17 protein-coding genes are annotated in these 15,902 nt (G+C 59.7%); 6 read left to right on the top strand and 11 right to left on the bottom strand.

All coding sequences use genetic code 11. The features are described 5' to 3' along the window. The 5 genes from AC1DD5_RS25100 to AC1DD5_RS25080 form a co-directional block, all read right to left on the bottom strand. On the bottom strand, positions 1-461 hold a 461-nt coding region (locus tag AC1DD5_RS25100), incomplete at its 3' end, for a thiamine pyrophosphate-dependent enzyme (protein WP_477523044.1). Next, positions 458-1,009, bottom strand: coding sequence for a thiamine pyrophosphate-binding protein (locus AC1DD5_RS25095; protein ID WP_431114740.1), 552 nt, complete (start codon positions 1,007-1,009; stop codon positions 458-460). The genes AC1DD5_RS25095 and AC1DD5_RS25100, both read right to left, overlap by 4 nt. 55 nt (positions 1,010-1,064) lie before the next feature. Continuing rightward, complete coding sequence (locus AC1DD5_RS25090; protein WP_477523043.1) at positions 1,065-1,868, bottom strand: ABC transporter ATP-binding protein; 804 nt, start codon at positions 1,866-1,868, stop codon at positions 1,065-1,067. Between the two features lie 42 nt (positions 1,869-1,910). Further along, complete coding sequence (locus AC1DD5_RS25085) at positions 1,911-2,684, bottom strand: ABC transporter permease (RefSeq protein WP_477523042.1); 774 nt, start codon at positions 2,682-2,684, stop codon at positions 1,911-1,913. After that, on the bottom strand, positions 2,681-3,466 hold the full coding sequence (locus AC1DD5_RS25080) for an ABC transporter permease (RefSeq protein ID WP_477523041.1): 786 nt from the start codon (positions 3,464-3,466) through the stop codon (positions 2,681-2,683). Before AC1DD5_RS25080 ends, AC1DD5_RS25085 begins: the two co-directional genes overlap by 4 nt. Positions 3,467-3,844: 378 nt before the next feature. On the opposite strand from AC1DD5_RS25080, the gene AC1DD5_RS25075 reads away from it, so the two are divergent. Further along, positions 3,845-4,531, top strand: coding sequence for a GntR family transcriptional regulator (locus AC1DD5_RS25075; protein WP_477523040.1), 687 nt, complete (start codon positions 3,845-3,847; stop codon positions 4,529-4,531). Positions 4,532-4,611: 80 nt separating this feature from the next. On the opposite strand, the gene AC1DD5_RS25070 is transcribed toward AC1DD5_RS25075, so the two are convergent. From AC1DD5_RS25070 to AC1DD5_RS25060, 3 genes are read right to left on the bottom strand one after another with little or no spacing between them, the layout of a single operon-like run. Further along, positions 4,612-5,679, bottom strand: coding sequence for an ABC transporter substrate-binding protein (locus tag AC1DD5_RS25070; protein WP_477523039.1), 1,068 nt, complete (start codon positions 5,677-5,679; stop codon positions 4,612-4,614). Positions 5,680-5,711: 32 nt separating this feature from the next. Continuing rightward, positions 5,712-6,380 carry an RraA family protein gene (locus tag AC1DD5_RS25065; protein ID WP_477523038.1) on the bottom strand — a complete coding sequence of 223 codons (669 nt, stop codon included), beginning with the start codon at positions 6,378-6,380 and terminating at the stop codon, positions 5,712-5,714. A 12-nt stretch (positions 6,381-6,392) separates the two neighbouring features. Then, a complete protein-coding gene (locus AC1DD5_RS25060) occupies positions 6,393-7,205 on the bottom strand; it encodes a carbon-nitrogen hydrolase family protein (RefSeq protein ID WP_477523037.1) in 813 nt (270 codons plus the stop codon). A 190-nt stretch (positions 7,206-7,395) separates the two neighbouring features. Here AC1DD5_RS25060 and AC1DD5_RS25055 point away from each other — a divergent pair, with 190 nt between their 5' ends. Together AC1DD5_RS25055 and AC1DD5_RS25050 are read left to right on the top strand one after the other, a co-directional pair. Further along, positions 7,396-8,157, top strand: a complete 762-nt coding sequence (locus tag AC1DD5_RS25055; protein WP_477523036.1) for an HpcH/HpaI aldolase family protein — start codon at positions 7,396-7,398, stop codon at positions 8,155-8,157. A 53-nt stretch (positions 8,158-8,210) separates the two neighbouring features. Beyond that, positions 8,211-9,260, top strand: coding sequence for an NAD(P)-dependent alcohol dehydrogenase (locus AC1DD5_RS25050; protein WP_477523035.1), 1,050 nt, complete (start codon positions 8,211-8,213; stop codon positions 9,258-9,260). Between the two features lie 55 nt (positions 9,261-9,315). Here the strand turns inward: AC1DD5_RS25050 and AC1DD5_RS25045 are convergent, their stop codons facing one another. The 3 genes from AC1DD5_RS25045 to AC1DD5_RS25035 form a co-directional block, all read right to left on the bottom strand. Next, entirely contained in the window at positions 9,316-10,323 is a 1,008-nt protein-coding gene (locus AC1DD5_RS25045) for a hypothetical protein (protein ID WP_477523034.1), read from the bottom strand. 72 nt (positions 10,324-10,395) lie between these two features. Beyond that, positions 10,396-12,189, bottom strand: coding sequence for an acetyl/propionyl/methylcrotonyl-CoA carboxylase subunit alpha (locus AC1DD5_RS25040; RefSeq protein WP_477523033.1), 1,794 nt, complete (start codon positions 12,187-12,189; stop codon positions 10,396-10,398). 238 nt (positions 12,190-12,427) lie between these two features. Further along, positions 12,428-13,738, bottom strand: a complete 1,311-nt coding sequence (locus tag AC1DD5_RS25035) for a carboxyl transferase domain-containing protein (protein ID WP_477523032.1) — start codon at positions 13,736-13,738, stop codon at positions 12,428-12,430. Between the two features lie 194 nt (positions 13,739-13,932). Here AC1DD5_RS25035 and AC1DD5_RS25030 point away from each other — a divergent pair, with 194 nt between their 5' ends. The 3 genes from AC1DD5_RS25030 to AC1DD5_RS25020 form a co-directional block, all read left to right on the top strand. Continuing rightward, a complete protein-coding gene (locus tag AC1DD5_RS25030) occupies positions 13,933-14,640 on the top strand; it encodes a GntR family transcriptional regulator (protein WP_477523031.1) in 708 nt (235 codons plus the stop codon). 253 nt (positions 14,641-14,893) lie between these two features. After that, complete coding sequence (locus tag AC1DD5_RS25025; RefSeq protein WP_477523030.1) at positions 14,894-15,445, top strand: thiamine pyrophosphate-binding protein; 552 nt, start codon at positions 14,894-14,896, stop codon at positions 15,443-15,445. Beyond that, the coding region (locus AC1DD5_RS25020) for a thiamine pyrophosphate-dependent enzyme (protein ID WP_477523029.1) at positions 15,442-15,902 on the top strand (461 nt) is incomplete at its 3' end. The genes AC1DD5_RS25025 and AC1DD5_RS25020, both read left to right, overlap by 4 nt.

Genomic DNA, 15,902 nt, shown 5'->3' with positions numbered 1-15,902 from the left:
CAGGGGCCGTCTTCGGTGAGGGTTTGTTTCAGGGCGAGGGACAGTTCTTCGGTGTTCTCAGCCCGGAGGACCTTCAGGTCAACGGATTCGGCGAAGCGTCCGAGGTCGATGGTGACGGCCTGGGTGGGGATGGAAGCGGTGGAGGCGTAGACGCCGTTGTCGAGGAGGATGATGACGAGGTTTTCGGGGGCGAGGTAGCCGGCGGTGATGGCTGAGCCGGGGTTCATCAGGAGGGATCCGTCGCCTTCGATGACGACGGCGCGGGGGATGGGGGTGTTTTTGATGGCTTGGGCGATGCCGGTGCCGACGGAGATGGCCAGGCCCATGGCGTCCAGGAGGTAGAGGTGGTTGTCGCGGTCTTCGACGGAGGCCAGTTCGCGGGAGGTCGCTGCGCAGGTCGCGATGACGGGGACCTCGGCGGTGGTTTCAACAATGGCCTGGAGGGCTTCGATGCGTTTCATGCTTTTGCCTTTGCGTCTTTGGGGTCGAAGAATTCCATCAGGACCACGACGGGTCTGTAGGTCATGCGGGCGTGGTTGCCGGCTTCGGCGACGGTCGCGCCCCAGTCCTGGGCCGTGTTGCGTCGGTCGACCTGGAACACGGGGATGTTGGTGGAGGCCAGCAGTGCCGGGACGGGTGCGGAGATGGTGTGGATCATGGAGTTGTATTCGCCGAGCCCGCCGCGGGTGTTCGCCACGATGAGCAGGGGCAGGTGGTAGGACACGGCGAAGGTGGTGAGTGCGGTCAGGGCGTTGCCGAAGCCGTTGTCCTGCATGATGATGACCCCGAATTTCCCGGCGAACGGGTAGGCGCCGACGACGCCGATGGCTTCTTCTTCGCGGGAGACGGGGTAGACCAGTGGCAGGTCCCCGTTGGTTTGGGCGGTGAGGACGCCGTTGATGATCGGGGCGATGGACGCGGAGGGGACGTACGCGACGCCGTCGGGGGCCAGGCGCACGATCGCGTCCACCACTTCGGTGTGGCGGTCCTGGGTAATAGTCGTAGTCATGAATTTGGTCCTTATAAAGTGGCCGGCAATTGGACAGCTAGTTTTTAGTGGAGGTTCAAGCTTGTGCCCTGGCTCGTTCCTGGGACTGGCGGATCAGGCCGAGGATGTGCGAACGCAGCTCACCAAAGAGGTGGCTTTCGCGTGTGGTGAATTGATCCCGCTCCGCGCCAAGTTCGACGTGGACAATTTCCTGTACGCTCGCCGGGTTCTTGGAGAGGACGACGATCCGGTCAGAGAGGTAGACCGCTTCGTCAATGTCGTGGGTGACCAGCACCACCGTCATGTGGCGTGAGCGCTGCAGTTCAAGCGTGAGGTCCTCCAACTCCAAACGCGTCTGGGCGTCAATGGAGGCGAAAGGTTCGTCCATGACGAGTACTTCCGGTTCGGTGATGAGTGCGCGGGCAATCGCCACACGCTGCTGCATGCCGCCGGAGAGCTGCCACGGGTACTTGTTTTCGGAGCCCTTTAGGCCAACGCTGGCAAGGGCTTCGCGGCTCATGCGCTTGACCTCGGCCTTGGGCAGCTTTTGATTCGTGAGGGCAAGCGCCACGTTCTTTTCCGCCGTCATCCAGGGCATGAGCGAACGCGTGTACTCCTGGAAAACAATGGAGATTTTGGGGCTCGGTCCGTTAAGCTTCTGGCCGTCCAGAAGGACGTCACCCTTGGTGGAGGGCATGAGGCTGGTCAAGCAACGCAGGAGAGTCGTTTTCCCGGCGCCGGATGGGCCCACCAGGCAGACGAACTCTCCAACGTGTACGTCGAAGTTGATGTCCTTGAGGACCTCATTTGCCATCGGGCCTTGGCCGTATGTTTTCGACAATGATGAGATCGACAGGCGGACAGGTTGGGTGGTTTTCATGGCAATGTCTCTTTCAAGATGATGGAGGCGTGTGATGTGGTCTCAGCGGCTGCGGGTAGCAGCCCGCATGGCAACGTGCCACAAGAGCACGCGGTCCCGGATAGCGACGAAGAGGGCGTTCGCGAGGAATCCGATGATGGCCAGCAGGACGATGCCTGCCCAGACACTGGCGGAATCAAAAGTGAGCTGTGCCTGCATCGTGAGATAGCCTAGACCGCGGACCGCAGCCAGCATCTCGCTGGCAACCATGAGCACCAATGCGAACTGGAGGCCGGTCTGCATGCCGCCAGCAATAGAAGGTGCTGCGGACGGGATCCACGCGACCTGCAGCTCACGCCACCGCGAAAGCTGCATGGAGCGGGTCACATCAATGAGCGCGGGATCGGTCTGACCCAACCCATCGATGGTGGAGACCACGATAGGGAAGAAAGCACCCAAGGTGATGATGGCTATCTTTGCTTCGTCCCCAATGCCGAGAACCAGAACCAGCGGCGGAATAAGCATGATCGCAGGGACAGAGCGACCAAAGTCGAGCAACGGCGACACCAGCAGGCGGAGGAGCTTGATGCGTCCAATAGCCAGGCCCGCGGCGATTCCGAGCACCGAAGCCAGGACGTATCCGACAACGAGATTCGTGAGGCTTGGAACCACGTCCGAGAGGAATCGGTCAAAGAGCCAGAGTGCTTGGAATTGAGCTGCGATCTCATTCGGTGGCGGAAAGAATGGGTTCGGTGTGCTGGTGGTCCACAAGGTGTACGCCACCACGACGATGATCGGGACAATCAGGCCAATACCAACCTTGCGCAAAACTTTCATGCTGTCACCTCAACTGTGCGACGGCCGTGAATAAGTGACTTCTCGGCCAGGGAAAGAACAATGGCGAATGCGGTACCGATCAGGCCGCTCCAGACGATCAGCCCAAAGGCGACGTCGGCTTGTGCTGCCTCTTGGGCGATCAGGATGAGCTTCCCGAGTCCCGGCGAGCCGGCCAGCAGCCCGGCGCCGATGGAGAGCAGAAGTGCGGCACTGGCAGCGATGCGCACACCGGTTGAGATGTAAGGGAGCGCGCTGGGGAGGACGACCGCGGTTTGGGTCTTCCTCCACGACAGGGACATTGATCTTGCGGTGTCAAGGGCTACGGGATCGACGTCCCGCACACCCACCTGAACCTGCACGAGAATGGGCCACGCGGCGCCAAACGCGGCCAGGAAGATGCCCAGATCCCTTGTTGGCCCAAAGATCAGCAGGACCAACGGCAGAATGACCACGGCCGGCAACGGACGGAGGAACTGGATCATGGGGTCAAGGGCATCATTGGCTCCCTTGCTCAAGCCAGTGATAACGCCCACGATGATGCCGATGGCCAGAGCAATGGCCAGGCCGGTCAGTGCCATAGTGAGCGTCTCAAGGACAGCCGACCAAAATCTGGGCTGCCCAGCAAGACTGAATGCCTGGTCAAAAGCGGCCGATGCCGTTGGAATTCCTGACATTCCCTTAAGGGGCCCCACGGTGGTCGCGATCTGCCAAAGGGTCACCCAGATGACCGCGCCGGCAAGACCGCCGAGGACCGCGGAAGTTCGTTTTCTAGTGCTTTTCAAAGTATTTTCCTGCCTCAGTTAAGCGCGGTGTGCCGCGCTGGTCAGAGTCGGGCTATGGGACGGTGTTGCGGGGACCAGACGAACGCTGGAACCGCCGACCGCATTTGAGATCGGTGCTTTACTCACACGGACCACCTTTCCGTTGAACAAGCATGTGGTCTCTATCACAAGATTCACCTTTGATTCTTATGTATACATGGAGTGTACGTGATCCATGTTACTTTCACATTTCGTCCATGTAAAGCGTATTCGAGCTGTGCAACAATAGTTCTTGAGAGTGGGTATGATTACCCCTCGACCGCGCTCGTCAGGCAGCCTCGTCGCACCTGCGGGCGGGTTCAACGTCGTTGGTATCGCATTTCCTCAAGGAGCGGACACATGAAGCCGAGTGCTGTTGACAAGGCCTATGAATGGTTGCGACAGAGAATTCTGGATGGAACGCTGCCCGGCGGGTCTTTCATCGAAGAGGAAACCGTCTGCGAGGCAACGGGCGTCTCCCGGACGCCAGCGCGCGAAGCGTTCAACCGGTTGGAGGGTGAGCGGTTTCTGACACGTGTGCCGCGGCGCGGTGCCCAGGTTAGGGTCCTGAATGCCGCAGATCTCTACGACTCTTTCAATGCCCGTTACATGGTTGAATCACACGCCGCATCCGAGCTCTGCACCTCGGTTGGTGTAGTTCCGGAGGAAATGCTCCGGAACTTGCGGATTATGGATGAACTGGAAGACTTCAGCTCAGACGACGTTATCCTCCAGTATTTGGCGGCTGACCACGCCTTCCACTCCGCTCTCGTCCAGACTCTTGGCAATCAGGCGACCATCGAGTTTTTCGAGTCCCTATGGCGAACCAGCCAGTTTGCGTCCATTTCCAGGGCGGGGTGGCTGCGCTCTCCGGAGTTCCGGAAGACCGTCTCCGCACAGCACCACGCGATCTTTGACGCCCTTGAGAGTAAGGACAAGGACGCGGCCATCGCGGCACTTTCCGAGCATCTGCGCCTGTCTATGTCCGACATCCGCGCGTTTCCAAACAACGGTCTCGTGGGTACGTCTTCAGCGACTTCCAAATAGTTCCCGACCGGCGCTCATACGACGACGCTGCGGCCTTCCTCTTATGGAGGTTGGCCGCAGCGTCGCTTTTTCCTGAGCTTCTAGCCTTGCTTTGCCTGAGGGATCACCAAAACGTTCATGTCAATGTCTTTCTTGATGAAGCCAAAGGACTTGGTAACGCTGGCGAACCGTTCCAGACCCTTTACATCCATGGTGGTGTAAAAGTAGGGCACGACTGCTTTGGCTAAGGTGGCCGGATCAACCTTCTGTTCCTGCGCGATCCGGTTGCGGATCACGTCATGATGGTCGTTGGCATATGCGTTAGCTTCACGAATGCCACAGTTGAAACGGGCTACCGTTTCGGGATTCTTCTTGATGTAATCCGCTGAGGCCACAATGGAGGACGTCGGGCCTTCCTTAAGCGTCTCGACAACGGGCCAGGACAGGATCTTGTAACCAGCCTGTTCAGCCTTGACCATCGCCGGTTCCGTGGTCATTGCGGCGTCCACTTTGCCTGCCATCAGAGCATTAGCTGCATCAGCTGATGACATCACGACGTACTTGACCGACGAGGGATCCCCGCCATGTTCTTTGATTACACTGCGAAGAGTCAGCTCCCCCTGTCCCTGCGCGTCGCCAACGGCGACAGTTTTTCCGTTGAGGTCGCCAGGAGATTTGAACTGGCTGTCCGGTGCAATCATAAGCGCCGTAATTTCGCGTGTGTAGCCCGCCTCGCCTGCCTGCATCTTGTCCCAGTACTTGGGCGCCATACCCGCGAACGGGGCAACGATGTTCAGATCAATATTCTTATCCAGCGCTTGGAAGAGCGAAATGTTGCCAGCGAATGCCATGTCCGTTGTGCCCCCCTGGACCGCTGAAATGGTGGCCGGCAAGGATGAAACCGTGCTGATGTCAATCGTTATTCCGTGTTTGGCAAAGAAACCCTGGTCGATGCCAGCGTAAATGGCGCCGTTGCTTACGAGCGGCATAGCGGTGAGGGAAACGCTGCTTTTCGTGTCCGTGTTGGGGTTGCTGCAGTCATACTTGGTGCTGCTCATAGCGCTCTGGACGCTGTCAGCAGCGGACGCGCCACCGGAACATCCTGACATTGCAGCAATCATGCCAAAGCCGATTGCCAGGGAGGTCAAGCCCTTGGTGGTGTATTTCATCGAAGGTCCTTCTTTATGGGGTGGGGGAGGGGTTAGGGGATTGTGATCGAAGTGCGTCGGATGTGCTCCGCCGCACCGAAGATTTCTGAGAACTTCACGCCGTCGAGAATCTTTTGACGGACGGCCGGTTCCATCTCCTGAGCTGAGCTGAGGTTGTCGTAGAGCTCATCGAATTCCAGGGGGTCAACGAAGACAAGGCCGTTCTCGTCGCCCATGACCAGTTGGCCGGGAGCGACGACGGAGTCACCGAAGTTGATGGGGAGGTTGATGTCGCCCTCAATGCCCCGGATACGAGTTGTCATTGCGCTGAGGCCACGCGCGAAAATGGGAAGCCCTGTCGCTTCGAGGTCCTTGATGTCGGTGGCGGCCCCGTCGATGACGATGCCGGCGACTCTCCGGTGGGCCAGAGCAAAGGAGGCCATGGCTCCGACGGAGGCGCGGTCCAGGTCTGTGCCCATGTCCACCACGACGACGTGACCAGGCTCGACCAGGTCGGCGGCATAGTGCATTGCAGTGCAGTCCATATCAGCAAGTCTGACCGTAAATGCCGTGCCGACAACCGTCTTGGCATGGGTCAGTGGAAGAACGCCCGGGGCAAAGCCCTTGTTGAGATAGTGGCCAATGGTTGCCGGCTCAATCTGTTTGGCTCGCTCGATCAGCTCAGCCGACAGTGGCGGGGGAGTGGGGCCAATTCGGTACATGGATGACGCCTTTCAGATGGTCGCGGCAACGGCGACGGGTTCAACCCGGAAGCGGCGGTTTACCAAGCAGGGATTGACGCAGCGCACAGCATCGACACGTTTTTTGGTGACTTCGACAGTTGCAACTCCGGTCTGCTCGCCAAGCTCTGCCAGGACGATGCCCATCGGATCCACAGCCAGGCTTCCTCCAGTCGACAGCGGTGGTGCTTGGTTGGCGGCGATCACATAGCCGGTATTCTCAATCGCGCGGGCTCGGACGAGGGTTTCCCAGTGGTTCTCTTTTCTGACTCCGGGCGTCCAGGCGCTGGGGAGGATCAAGACGTCGGCCCCGCGGTCAACGAGCACCCGGGCGCTTTCCGGGAAGCGGAGGTCGTAACACGTCAGCAAGCCAAAATTCAGACCGTCCAGCTCGAACACGACAGGCTCAACGTTAGGAGCCGGGCAGATGACGTCTGATTCCCTGAGGCCAAAAGCATCGTAGAGGTGCACCTTGCGGTAGGTGGCAATTGCCTCACCCTCGCTGGAGGTGGTGTACAGCGTGTTTGCTGGGCGGGCATCACCTGGAACTGTCTCCAGGATTCCTGCCACGATCGCGATGCGGGACTTCTTCGCGATCTCGTCCAGGGCCGTCGTGAACGGTCCCGGGACGGGCTCGGCGTTCGCGGCGAAGGCTTCGTCCAGTCCGTGTTTGAAGAACATGGCCATTTCCGGGAAAACGACGAGGGCCGCGCCTTCTGCGGCGGCCTTGGCCGCTTGCTCGGCAATGGCCGCCAGGTTGGCGGTCTTATCGGTGCCCGGGGCGAGCTGGCCGATGCTGATGCGCATGATGATCTGCTTCCTTCAGGGATGCTTTGAACGGCTCAGACAAAACTGAGTGTGATTCAGATCCTATGTATACATGGAGTGTGCGTCTAGCATGTGACGAAAATTTTTTGGATCTTTTCGCCATGAACCCTGCCGTGTATTCTCTACGTATACGCCACGCGTACTTGCTGGCACTGCGAAAGGAACCCCCATGGCACCGTCAAAAACCGGCTTCTGGCTCACTGACGACAGCGTACCGATGGCCGAAATCGTGGCCTCACTCGGCTTCGACTTCGTAGTCCTCGACGCAGAACACGGCATGTTTGACCTCGCAACCCTGGAGGCGTACATACCAGTACTGAAAGGACTCGGCCTGGAGGTCTTCACGAAGGTTCTCGGCCCTTCCCAAGCCCCCATTCAGCAGGCCCTCGACTTCGGATCGGACGGTGTCATCATTCCCCACATCGAGGACGTCGATCATGCAGCCCGCATTACCGCGCACGCCAAATACCCGCTTCTGGGCGACAGGAGCCTCGCCGGTGGACGAGTCTTTAACTACGAGGGCTGGTCGCGGGCCCAGACTGCTGAGATCAACGAACGCACCTTGTGTTTCCCCCTCGTTGAGCACCCTTCGGCCGTGCGTGACATCGAGAAGATTGCAGCTCTGCCCACCGTGGATGGCTTCCAGATCGGTACGAGCGATCTAGCCATCACCAGTGGGCGCGAGTACTCCCAGTCCGAGGAGGACTGGGAGGACATCATCCGTTGCGTGGATGCATTCAAGGCCGCCGGCAAGTCATGGCTCTTCCCGGCATGGACCGAAGCCGAGCAAGTCTTCGCCTTGGAGAATGACGCACCGCGGATCATGATCGGCGTCCATTACCACTGGATCAAGGCAGCGCTGGCGCAGGCGAAAAGCACCTACGACCTGCTCGCCATCAGCGATAGGGTTTCCACCCGGGCGGCACGGTAAGAGCTAGACCTCAGGCCCATCCTCTCTCCATCCACGTGCCGAAAGGACTCTCCATGATCGCAGTCAACGCGATTGCCGCGACATCAGCCTCCCGCCCCCTCGAGCCACACACCATTAATCGGCGCGAACTGGAACCTGATGACGTCCTAATTGAAATCGCCTACGCCGGCATCTGTCACACGGACATCCATTCCGTCAGAGGCGATTGGGGCGAAAAGCAGTACCCGCTGGTTCCGGGCCATGAAATCGCCGGCGTGGTCACAAAGGTGGGTGCAGCGGTGACCAAACATGCCGTTGGCGACCGCGTGGGGATCGGTTGTCTGGTCGACTCCTGTCGGGCGTGCGCAAACTGCCTCAAGGGACAGGAGCAGTACTGCCTTGCGGGGAACACCGCCACCTACGGGGTGACGGATCGCTATGGTGAGATGACCCAAGGAGGGTATTCAACCCACATTGTCGCCTCCGAGGACTACGTCCTCAAGATCCCTGACACGCTGCCGCTTGATGTCGCTGCTCCCTTGCTATGTGCGGGGGTCACCACGTTCTCGCCGCTGAGGCACTGGAAGGTAGGTCCGGGCAGCAAGATCGCCGTCGTCGGCCTTGGTGGCTTGGGGCACATGGCAGTCAAGATCGCCCATGCGATGGGCGCCGAAGTCACCGTGTTGTCCCAGAGCCTGGCCAAGAGAGATGACGGCCTGCGCCTTGGCGCGGATCATTTCCACGCCACGAGTGACCCGGAAACCTTTGCCCGCCTGCGGGGTTCGTTCGAACTGATCCTGAATACGGTCAGTGCCCCGATCGATGTCGATGCCTACCTCTCGACGCTGGCCCTTGATGGAGCGCTCGTTAACTTGGGCGCCCCGGCCGAGCCACTGTCACTGGATGTGTTTTCGCTGCTGCGGGGCCGAAAATCCTACGCAGGCTCGATCATCGGAGGCATTCCCGAGACCCAAGAGATGCTCGACTTCTGCGCCGAGCATGGCATCGGCTCGGACATTGAAGTCATCACGGCAAGTGAGATCAACGGGGCCTTCGAACGGGTGCTTGACTCGGATGTTCGGTACAGGTTCGTCATCGACATCTCGACGCTGAACGGGAACTAACTCGGCCTGCCGTTGCGGTCCTCCTGAACGGTCCTCGGCCGTTAGCGCACCATCCTTAACGAAATCCCGTCGGATTGCTATTGATGAGGTTGAGAACATCTTTGAGCATCGCCAGCGCGGCCCCAGATGGGCTGGAGCGCCCACCCTGGACAGTAATGTCACCGGCGCTGGGGCAGCGGAAGACCATGGCCTTTTCGGGTCCAGTGATGTGGAACAGCGGGTCAGCAGGTTCCACCTGTTCCAACTTGACCGTCACCAGCATTGGTTGGTCCACTGAGGCTGTCGCAACTGCTCGGAGTCGACCATCCTGCCGAGCCGCGGCCTCGACCTTGGCAGCTGTTCGCCGGTCGATGGCCTCCGTTTCAACGTTGATGCGCGTCACGTCCCATCCCCACAGAAGCCCGGCGATGAGCCGAACCTTCGTCGCCGAATCGGATCCTGAGAGATCTGATTGGGTTTCCGATTCAGCTATTCCGCGCCTTTGCGCTTCAATGATCGCCTCTTCCAAGGTGTTTCCCTGGGAAATCTGATCCAGTACGAACGTTGATGTTCCGTTCGGACACGCTCTGATCGCCTCGCAGTCCAAGCCGGTCAGGGCCACCCTGGCCAGGTCGGCGGTCGGCAACGCCGCGCCGGTAGCGCCCGAGATGCGGATCCGACTGCCTCCGGACGATGCCGCCGCCTGAAGTTCCCGCCAGTGGGTGATTAGATGGCTCTTGGTCGCGGTAACAACGTCGATGCCGTTGTTGAGTGCTGTCACAGCCTCCTCAACCGCGCGCTGGTGCGCATCCAGCGACGACGGGATTGCCTGGACGAGTATGGATGCCCGACTTTTTCGGAAAGACTCCGCTGGAGGCAACAGCGGACCCCACAGACTGCGGTCCAGTACGTCAGCGGAGGGCGGAAGGTGTATTTCCGAAGTGTGACCACGGATTGCCGCGACGTTAAGTAGCCCTTGGTACTGCTTCGCTCGGGTCAGCTCGACAAACCGACTGCCCACGGGACCAAAGCCGGAGAGGGCCACGGACACAGGCACCTGAGTCGGAATCGAGGGAGAGTACATAACTGTCCTTAATGCGGTTGGGTTTGGCGGTCAGGGTCCACTCGCTGTCAGCAAGCGATGTGCTTAAAGATTTCAGCTGGGTTCCAGCACGTAGGCCAAGTCTCCGGCAGCGACCTTGTCGCCGGCGGTATGGGTCAGGTTGCGGACTATGCCGTGGACGGGTGCGTTGAGTGACTGTTCCATTTTCATCGCTTCGAGGACTATGACCGGCTCGCCTGCCATCACTTCCTGGCCTTCATTGCAGAGGACCTTCACGACGGTTCCGGTCATCGGAACAATAATGCCGCCAGGGACGTCGACAGGTAGATTGGCGTTGTTCTTCTTGGCGCGGATTGACGCGTTGCGGTTTGTTTCGTGTGGCCCCCCGGGTTGCGCAGCTGGTTTCGGGAAGCGGACAGAGAGCCGGCGGCCATCGACCTCGACAGTGAGAGTTTCCAGGTTTGTCGGGTCCGTTGTCACACTAACGGATGTCCGGTCCGGTCCCTTGTACTGAAACTCGGTGTCGATCCAGCCTGTGTAGACCGCGTAGGGTTCGGCAGAGGTGAATATCTCTTCATTGATGACTTGTCGATGGAAATCCAGGGTTGTGGGTATGCCTTCGATGACTGTGCCTTCAAGGGCGCGCCGGGCCCTTCGAACGGCCATCTCGCGCGTGGGTGCCGTCACGATGAGTTTTGCGATGAGGGAATCATAAATCTGTGGAATGTCCGACTCGCCGTCGAATCCTGCATCGACCCGGATTCCGGGACCTGCCGGCCAAGCCATCTTCGTTATCCGGCCCGGGGAGGGGGTGAAGCCGGCCCCGACGTTCTCGGCGTTGATTCTGAATTCCAGCGAACATCCTCGCGGCTCGGGCGCAGTGTCGGGCAGTGATGCGCCCATGGCGATGAGGAGCATCTGGTGGATGAGGTCCAAGCCCGTCACTTCCTCAGTCACGGGATGCTCCACTTGAATGCGTGTGTTGACCTCGAGGAACGAGATGACGTTGTCCGCGATGAGGAACTCGCAGGTCCCGGCCCCCACGTAGCCGGCTTCCCGAAGGATGTCTGTACTTGCTTGAGTAACTTGGTCAATTTGTTTTGATGTCAGGTCGGGTGCGGGCGCTTCCTCAACCAGTTTTTGGTGGCGGCGTTGAAGACTGCAGTCACGAGTGGAAACGACAATGACGTTTCCGTGCATGTCGGCCAGGCATTGGGTTTCGATGTGGCGGGGCCGGTCCAGGAACTTCTCAACGAAACATTCGCCCCGGCCGAAAGCGACTGTCGCTTCTCGAACAGCGGAATCGAATCCCGTTTGGATTTCCGACGCTTCGCGGACGACTTTTAGGCCACGCCCGCCTCCGCCGAAGGCTGCTTTGATAGCGATCGGAAGTCCGTGTTCCCGAACGAAGTCTTCTACTTCGGCCACACCTTCAACAGGGCTGGGCGTTCCAGGTGCCAGTGGGGCACCGACTTTCATGGCCAGATGCCTGGCTTGAACCTTGTCACCCAACATTCGGATAGCACTGGGGGGAGGCCCAATCCAGACAAGCCCGCTATTAATGACGGCATCTGCCAGCTCGGCCGACTCTGCCAGAAATCCGTAACCAGGGTGCACGCTGTCCGCGCCGGAGCGCAGGGCGATTCCGATGATCTGGTCGATGTCGAGGTAGGTCTCTGAGGGAGCCGTACCTTCCAAGGCGAACGCCTCGTCGACGCTTCGGACGTGTAGGGCGTCGCGGTCCTCCGTGGAGTAGATTCCGACGGTTCGTATGCCTAGGTCGTCGCAGGTTCGCGCGATGCGCACGGCAATCTCGCCTCGGTTGGCGATAAGTACTTTGCCGGGCAGCGCAGTTTTGTGCTGGCTTGGATCTGCAATCGTGGTCATCGTGGTTAGGTCCTTATGGAGTGTTTCAGTGTCAGAGTAGTGATCTTCCAACCGGAAAGGCCTCGGCTTGCTCGACTCCAGCCAGGCCCAGTCCAGGATCCGGGACGTAGGTTTCGGCGTGTGTCAGTGCTGGGTCCGAGGGAATCGTGTCGGAGGTAAGGCAGAAGGGCAATCAGGGCAGCGAGTTCGTGTTCGTCGGGATTGCCTGATATCTGAATTTGGTTGGGTCCGGAGCTTGTCATAGCGGAAGGTTCCCGTGCTTTTTCGCCGGGCCCTGCTTGCGCTTGCTTTCCAGGATCAGGAACCAGCGCGCCAACAACCAGGGCGTTTCATCGGGGGTTACTACCTGGTCGATGAACCCATCGGTCAACGCCCTGTCCATGTCAGCCGCCTTACGGCGGAATTGTTCCAAGGCGTCAGCACGGCTCGTGTCGTCGATTTCTTCTGGCTGATCAACGCTTACGAGCCGGTGTAGCCCCGCGGGGGCGAGGGTAGCCGTTGGCCAGGCAAGGACTACATCCGCGCCCAGTGCCTTGGCGCCGAAAACATTGGTTGGCAGGCCATGCGCCCGATGCAGAAGCACCGATGCGATGGGAACGGACGCCGCAGCAGTCGCGTGTACAAGTTGTGCGTACGGAGCGTAGTCCAGTGTTCCTTGCTCCGATGGGCCGGGTGTGTCTATGAGAAACAGGAGGGGGAGGTTGAAAGCGTCGCAGAACCTTATGAATCGTGAAGCTTTCCGCGCTTCGTCGGGGCCGAGCAGCCCACCTCGGTGGGCAGGCTGATTCGCCACAACGCTCACGGTTAGTCCACCGATGGTAACGAACGCGGTGACCAGGGCGGGACCCTCGCCGTCGATGACCAGGGGCGCGTTGTTGGAGAGGGCACTGACTATCTGCATAACGTCATAAGGCTCGGCAGGGTTGTCCGGTACTATGCCGGACAAAGTCGACGACGGATCTGGCTCGTCTTGTTCGGTCGGGGCAGCGAATTCGCAGTTATTCCGGGGGAGGAGGTCCAGTAGATCCCGAACCCATGCCGCTCCGTCCTCTACGTGGTCAGTGGTGTAAGAACTGTTCCATCCGTCCTTTGACGCTATCTGAACTGTGAAGTCAGCCAGTGCGCTGACCAGCTTGCCGGTTATTGAGCCTTCGCCGATTTCGATTGCGATGATGGGGACGAGACCGGAGAGCTGGACAAGTCGGGCTGTACCGGTCATCGGTGGGGCCATAACTGCGGGTGATTCGTCCCCATTTGGAAAGGTGCTTACCAGGACAAGGGGGCATCCTGTTCTCTGAGCTTGGTCGAGGATGCCGTCGAAAGCCCGTCGTTGAGCGTCCGTTTGCGTCGGTGCGGCAGCAAATGCCACAGATTTACCGTGGACCTGACCTACACCGGCAATTGGTGTCTCGGTTTCCCTCCCGGGTTCGGCGGGCATGCCGCCGAGAGGCAAGAACGAATCGTCGTCAAAAAGCGCGGCGATCAACACGTCGATTCGGTTACGAGCGGTCACGGCTGCGTCTCTATCGATTTGTTGGGTGGTGTTCATGATGGGTGCTGCTTTCGGTTGTGCTGCTTCACGGTGTAGATCACGACGTAGTTGGAAGAAACCCATCGTCCTCTGAAGGCTTTCCAGCATCGGATTGGCTGGCGTCTGGTCCACGAGGTGTCTGGAAGATTTCCAAAATATTTCCAGCACTGTGACACTTGCCACACCTCGTTTATGCAGTGTATACGTTGTATATGAACAGTTCAACGCCGAAGTCGAAATCCCTGCGACCGACTCCCGACAGCATCGCTGACTCCATCCGCGTCGCTGTTGCCGAGGGGGTCTACCGACCCGGGCAGCGTCTCCTCCAAGATGAACTCGCGGATAGGTTCGGCGTCAGCAGGATCCCACTCAGAGAAGCGATGAGGACACTGATCGCAGAGGGCCTACTTACCAACGACTCCTACAACGGCACGTTCGTGACTGCTCTGGATCTGGCCAGAGTGGATGAGATCTACGATCTTCGCCGACTCGTCGAGCCGAGTTTCGCGGCGCATGTGGTGGAGAACTGTTCACGGGCAGACATTATTCGTCTCGCCGGGATGGTCGAAAGCATGGACGACATTGACTCGATCGGTAGCGACGCATGGTCGCGCATCAATTTCGCCTTCCACTTGGACACGTATCGCCTGGCAAATTTGCCCCTCAGATATGAGGTAATTTCCCGGCTTTACCACCAGCTCGAGCCCTATTCCCGGTTTTACGTGCACTCAACCCGCGCACTGGGGCGGGTTCAGTGCGAACACCACGAAATTGTCGATGCCCTCCGCGAGGGTGATGCCGAACATCTGGCTCGCCAAATCGTCGCCCATATTGACGGCGGACAGGAAGGCCTGCACAGCGCGTGGGCCAACATGCCAGCGACGTATAAAGGGCTTGAATTTCTGGAAGCAAAGAAATGACCAGCATTTCATCGCCGACGCAGCGCTCCGCTACTCGGGCGCCGACGCGCTAATGACGCGCACCAATTCCAGGGACGCCGCAAAGCCGGCCTGAAAGATCTTCGCCGTCGTTCCGGGGACCGCGTTCGACCCCGATGGTGGTACCCACTCCATCCGGATCTCTTACGCCTGCCACATCGATGACCTCACCGAAGGCCTGCGACGCATCGTCCAGACCCTGACCACACCACACCCCAAGGGAGCCTGACCACCTATGACTACGACTATTACCCAGGACCGCCACAGCGAAGTGGTGGACGCGATCGTGCGCCTGGCCCCCGACGGCGTCGCGTACGTCCCCTCCGCGTCCATCGCCCCGATCATCAACGGCGTCCTGAACGCCCAAACCAACGGCGACCTGCCCCTGGTCTACCCCGTCTCCCGCGAAGAAGAAGCCATCGGCGTCGTCGGCGCCTACCCGTTCGCCGGGAAATTCGGGGTCATCATCATGCAGGACAACGGCTTCGGCAACGCCCTGACCGCACTCACCACCTTCGCCGTGTCCTACCACTTGCCGTTGCTGATCGTGGCGAACACCCGCGGCGGGCTCGGCGAGTACAACTCCATGATCCACACCATCTCCGCACCCGTCCCCGCCCTGCTGGCCTCCACCAACATCCCCGTGTTCCAGGTAGACCGACGCAACACGGCCCAGGACTGGGGCGCGACCGTCGCTGAAGCCGGCAACCACGCCCGCATGACCTACCGACCCGTCGTGGTCCTGATGGAATTCTTCGACCCCAAAGACGCAAAGGCAAAAGCATGAAACGCATCGAAGCCCTCCGGGCCATTGTTGAGACCACCCCGGACGTTCCTGTGATCGCGACCTGCGCAGCGACCTCCCGCGAACTGGCCGCAGTCGCTGACCGCCCCAACCACCTCTACCTCCTGGACGCCATGGGCCTGGCCATCTCCGTCGGCGCCGGCATCGCCCAAGCCATCAAAAACACCCCCGTCACCCGGGCCGTCGTCATCGAAGGCGACGGGTCCTTGCTGATGAACCCCGGCTCAGCCATCACCGCCGGCTACCTCGCCCCCGAAAACCTCGTCATCATCCTGCTCGACAACGGTGTTTACGCCTCCACCGCTTCCATCCCCACCCAGGCCGTCACCATCGACCTCGGACGCTTCGCCGAATCCGTTGACCTGAAGGTCCTCCGGGCTGAGAACACCGAAGAACTGTCCCTCGCCCTGAAACAAACCCTCACCGAAGACGGCCCCTG

The organism is Paenarthrobacter sp. 10L420 (genome assembly GCF_056395385.1).
This window is presented reverse-complemented; position numbering and strand designations above follow the sequence as displayed.

Bases quoted from the DNA above. Each gene is read 5' to 3' on its own strand.
- AC1DD5_RS25030 (WP_477523031.1), top strand. From the start codon at position 13,933: ATGAACAGTTCAACGCCGAAGTCGAAATCCCTGCGACCGACTCCCGAC.
- AC1DD5_RS25090 (WP_477523043.1), bottom strand. From the start codon at position 1,868: ATGAAAACCACCCAACCTGTCCGCCTGTCGATCTCATCATTGTCGAAA.
- AC1DD5_RS25095 (WP_431114740.1), bottom strand. From the start codon at position 1,009: ATGACTACGACTATTACCCAGGACCGCCACACCGAAGTGGTGGACGCG.
- AC1DD5_RS25070 (WP_477523039.1), bottom strand. From the start codon at position 5,679: ATGAAATACACCACCAAGGGCTTGACCTCCCTGGCAATCGGCTTTGGC.
- AC1DD5_RS25025 (WP_477523030.1), top strand. From the start codon at position 14,894: ATGACTACGACTATTACCCAGGACCGCCACAGCGAAGTGGTGGACGCG.
- AC1DD5_RS25060 (WP_477523037.1), bottom strand. From the start codon at position 7,205: ATGCGCATCAGCATCGGCCAGCTCGCCCCGGGCACCGATAAGACCGCC.
- AC1DD5_RS25050 (WP_477523035.1), top strand. From the start codon at position 8,211: ATGATCGCAGTCAACGCGATTGCCGCGACATCAGCCTCCCGCCCCCTC.
- AC1DD5_RS25040 (WP_477523033.1), bottom strand. From the start codon at position 12,189: ATGACCACGATTGCAGATCCAAGCCAGCACAAAACTGCGCTGCCCGGC.
- AC1DD5_RS25075 (WP_477523040.1), top strand. From the start codon at position 3,845: ATGAAGCCGAGTGCTGTTGACAAGGCCTATGAATGGTTGCGACAGAGA.
- AC1DD5_RS25055 (WP_477523036.1), top strand. From the start codon at position 7,396: ATGGCACCGTCAAAAACCGGCTTCTGGCTCACTGACGACAGCGTACCG.
- AC1DD5_RS25065 (WP_477523038.1), bottom strand. From the start codon at position 6,380: ATGTACCGAATTGGCCCCACTCCCCCGCCACTGTCGGCTGAGCTGATC.
- AC1DD5_RS25085 (WP_477523042.1), bottom strand. From the start codon at position 2,684: ATGAAAGTTTTGCGCAAGGTTGGTATTGGCCTGATTGTCCCGATCATC.
- AC1DD5_RS25035 (WP_477523032.1), bottom strand. From the start codon at position 13,738: ATGAACACCACCCAACAAATCGATAGAGACGCAGCCGTGACCGCTCGT.
- AC1DD5_RS25045 (WP_477523034.1), bottom strand. From the start codon at position 10,323: ATGTACTCTCCCTCGATTCCGACTCAGGTGCCTGTGTCCGTGGCCCTC.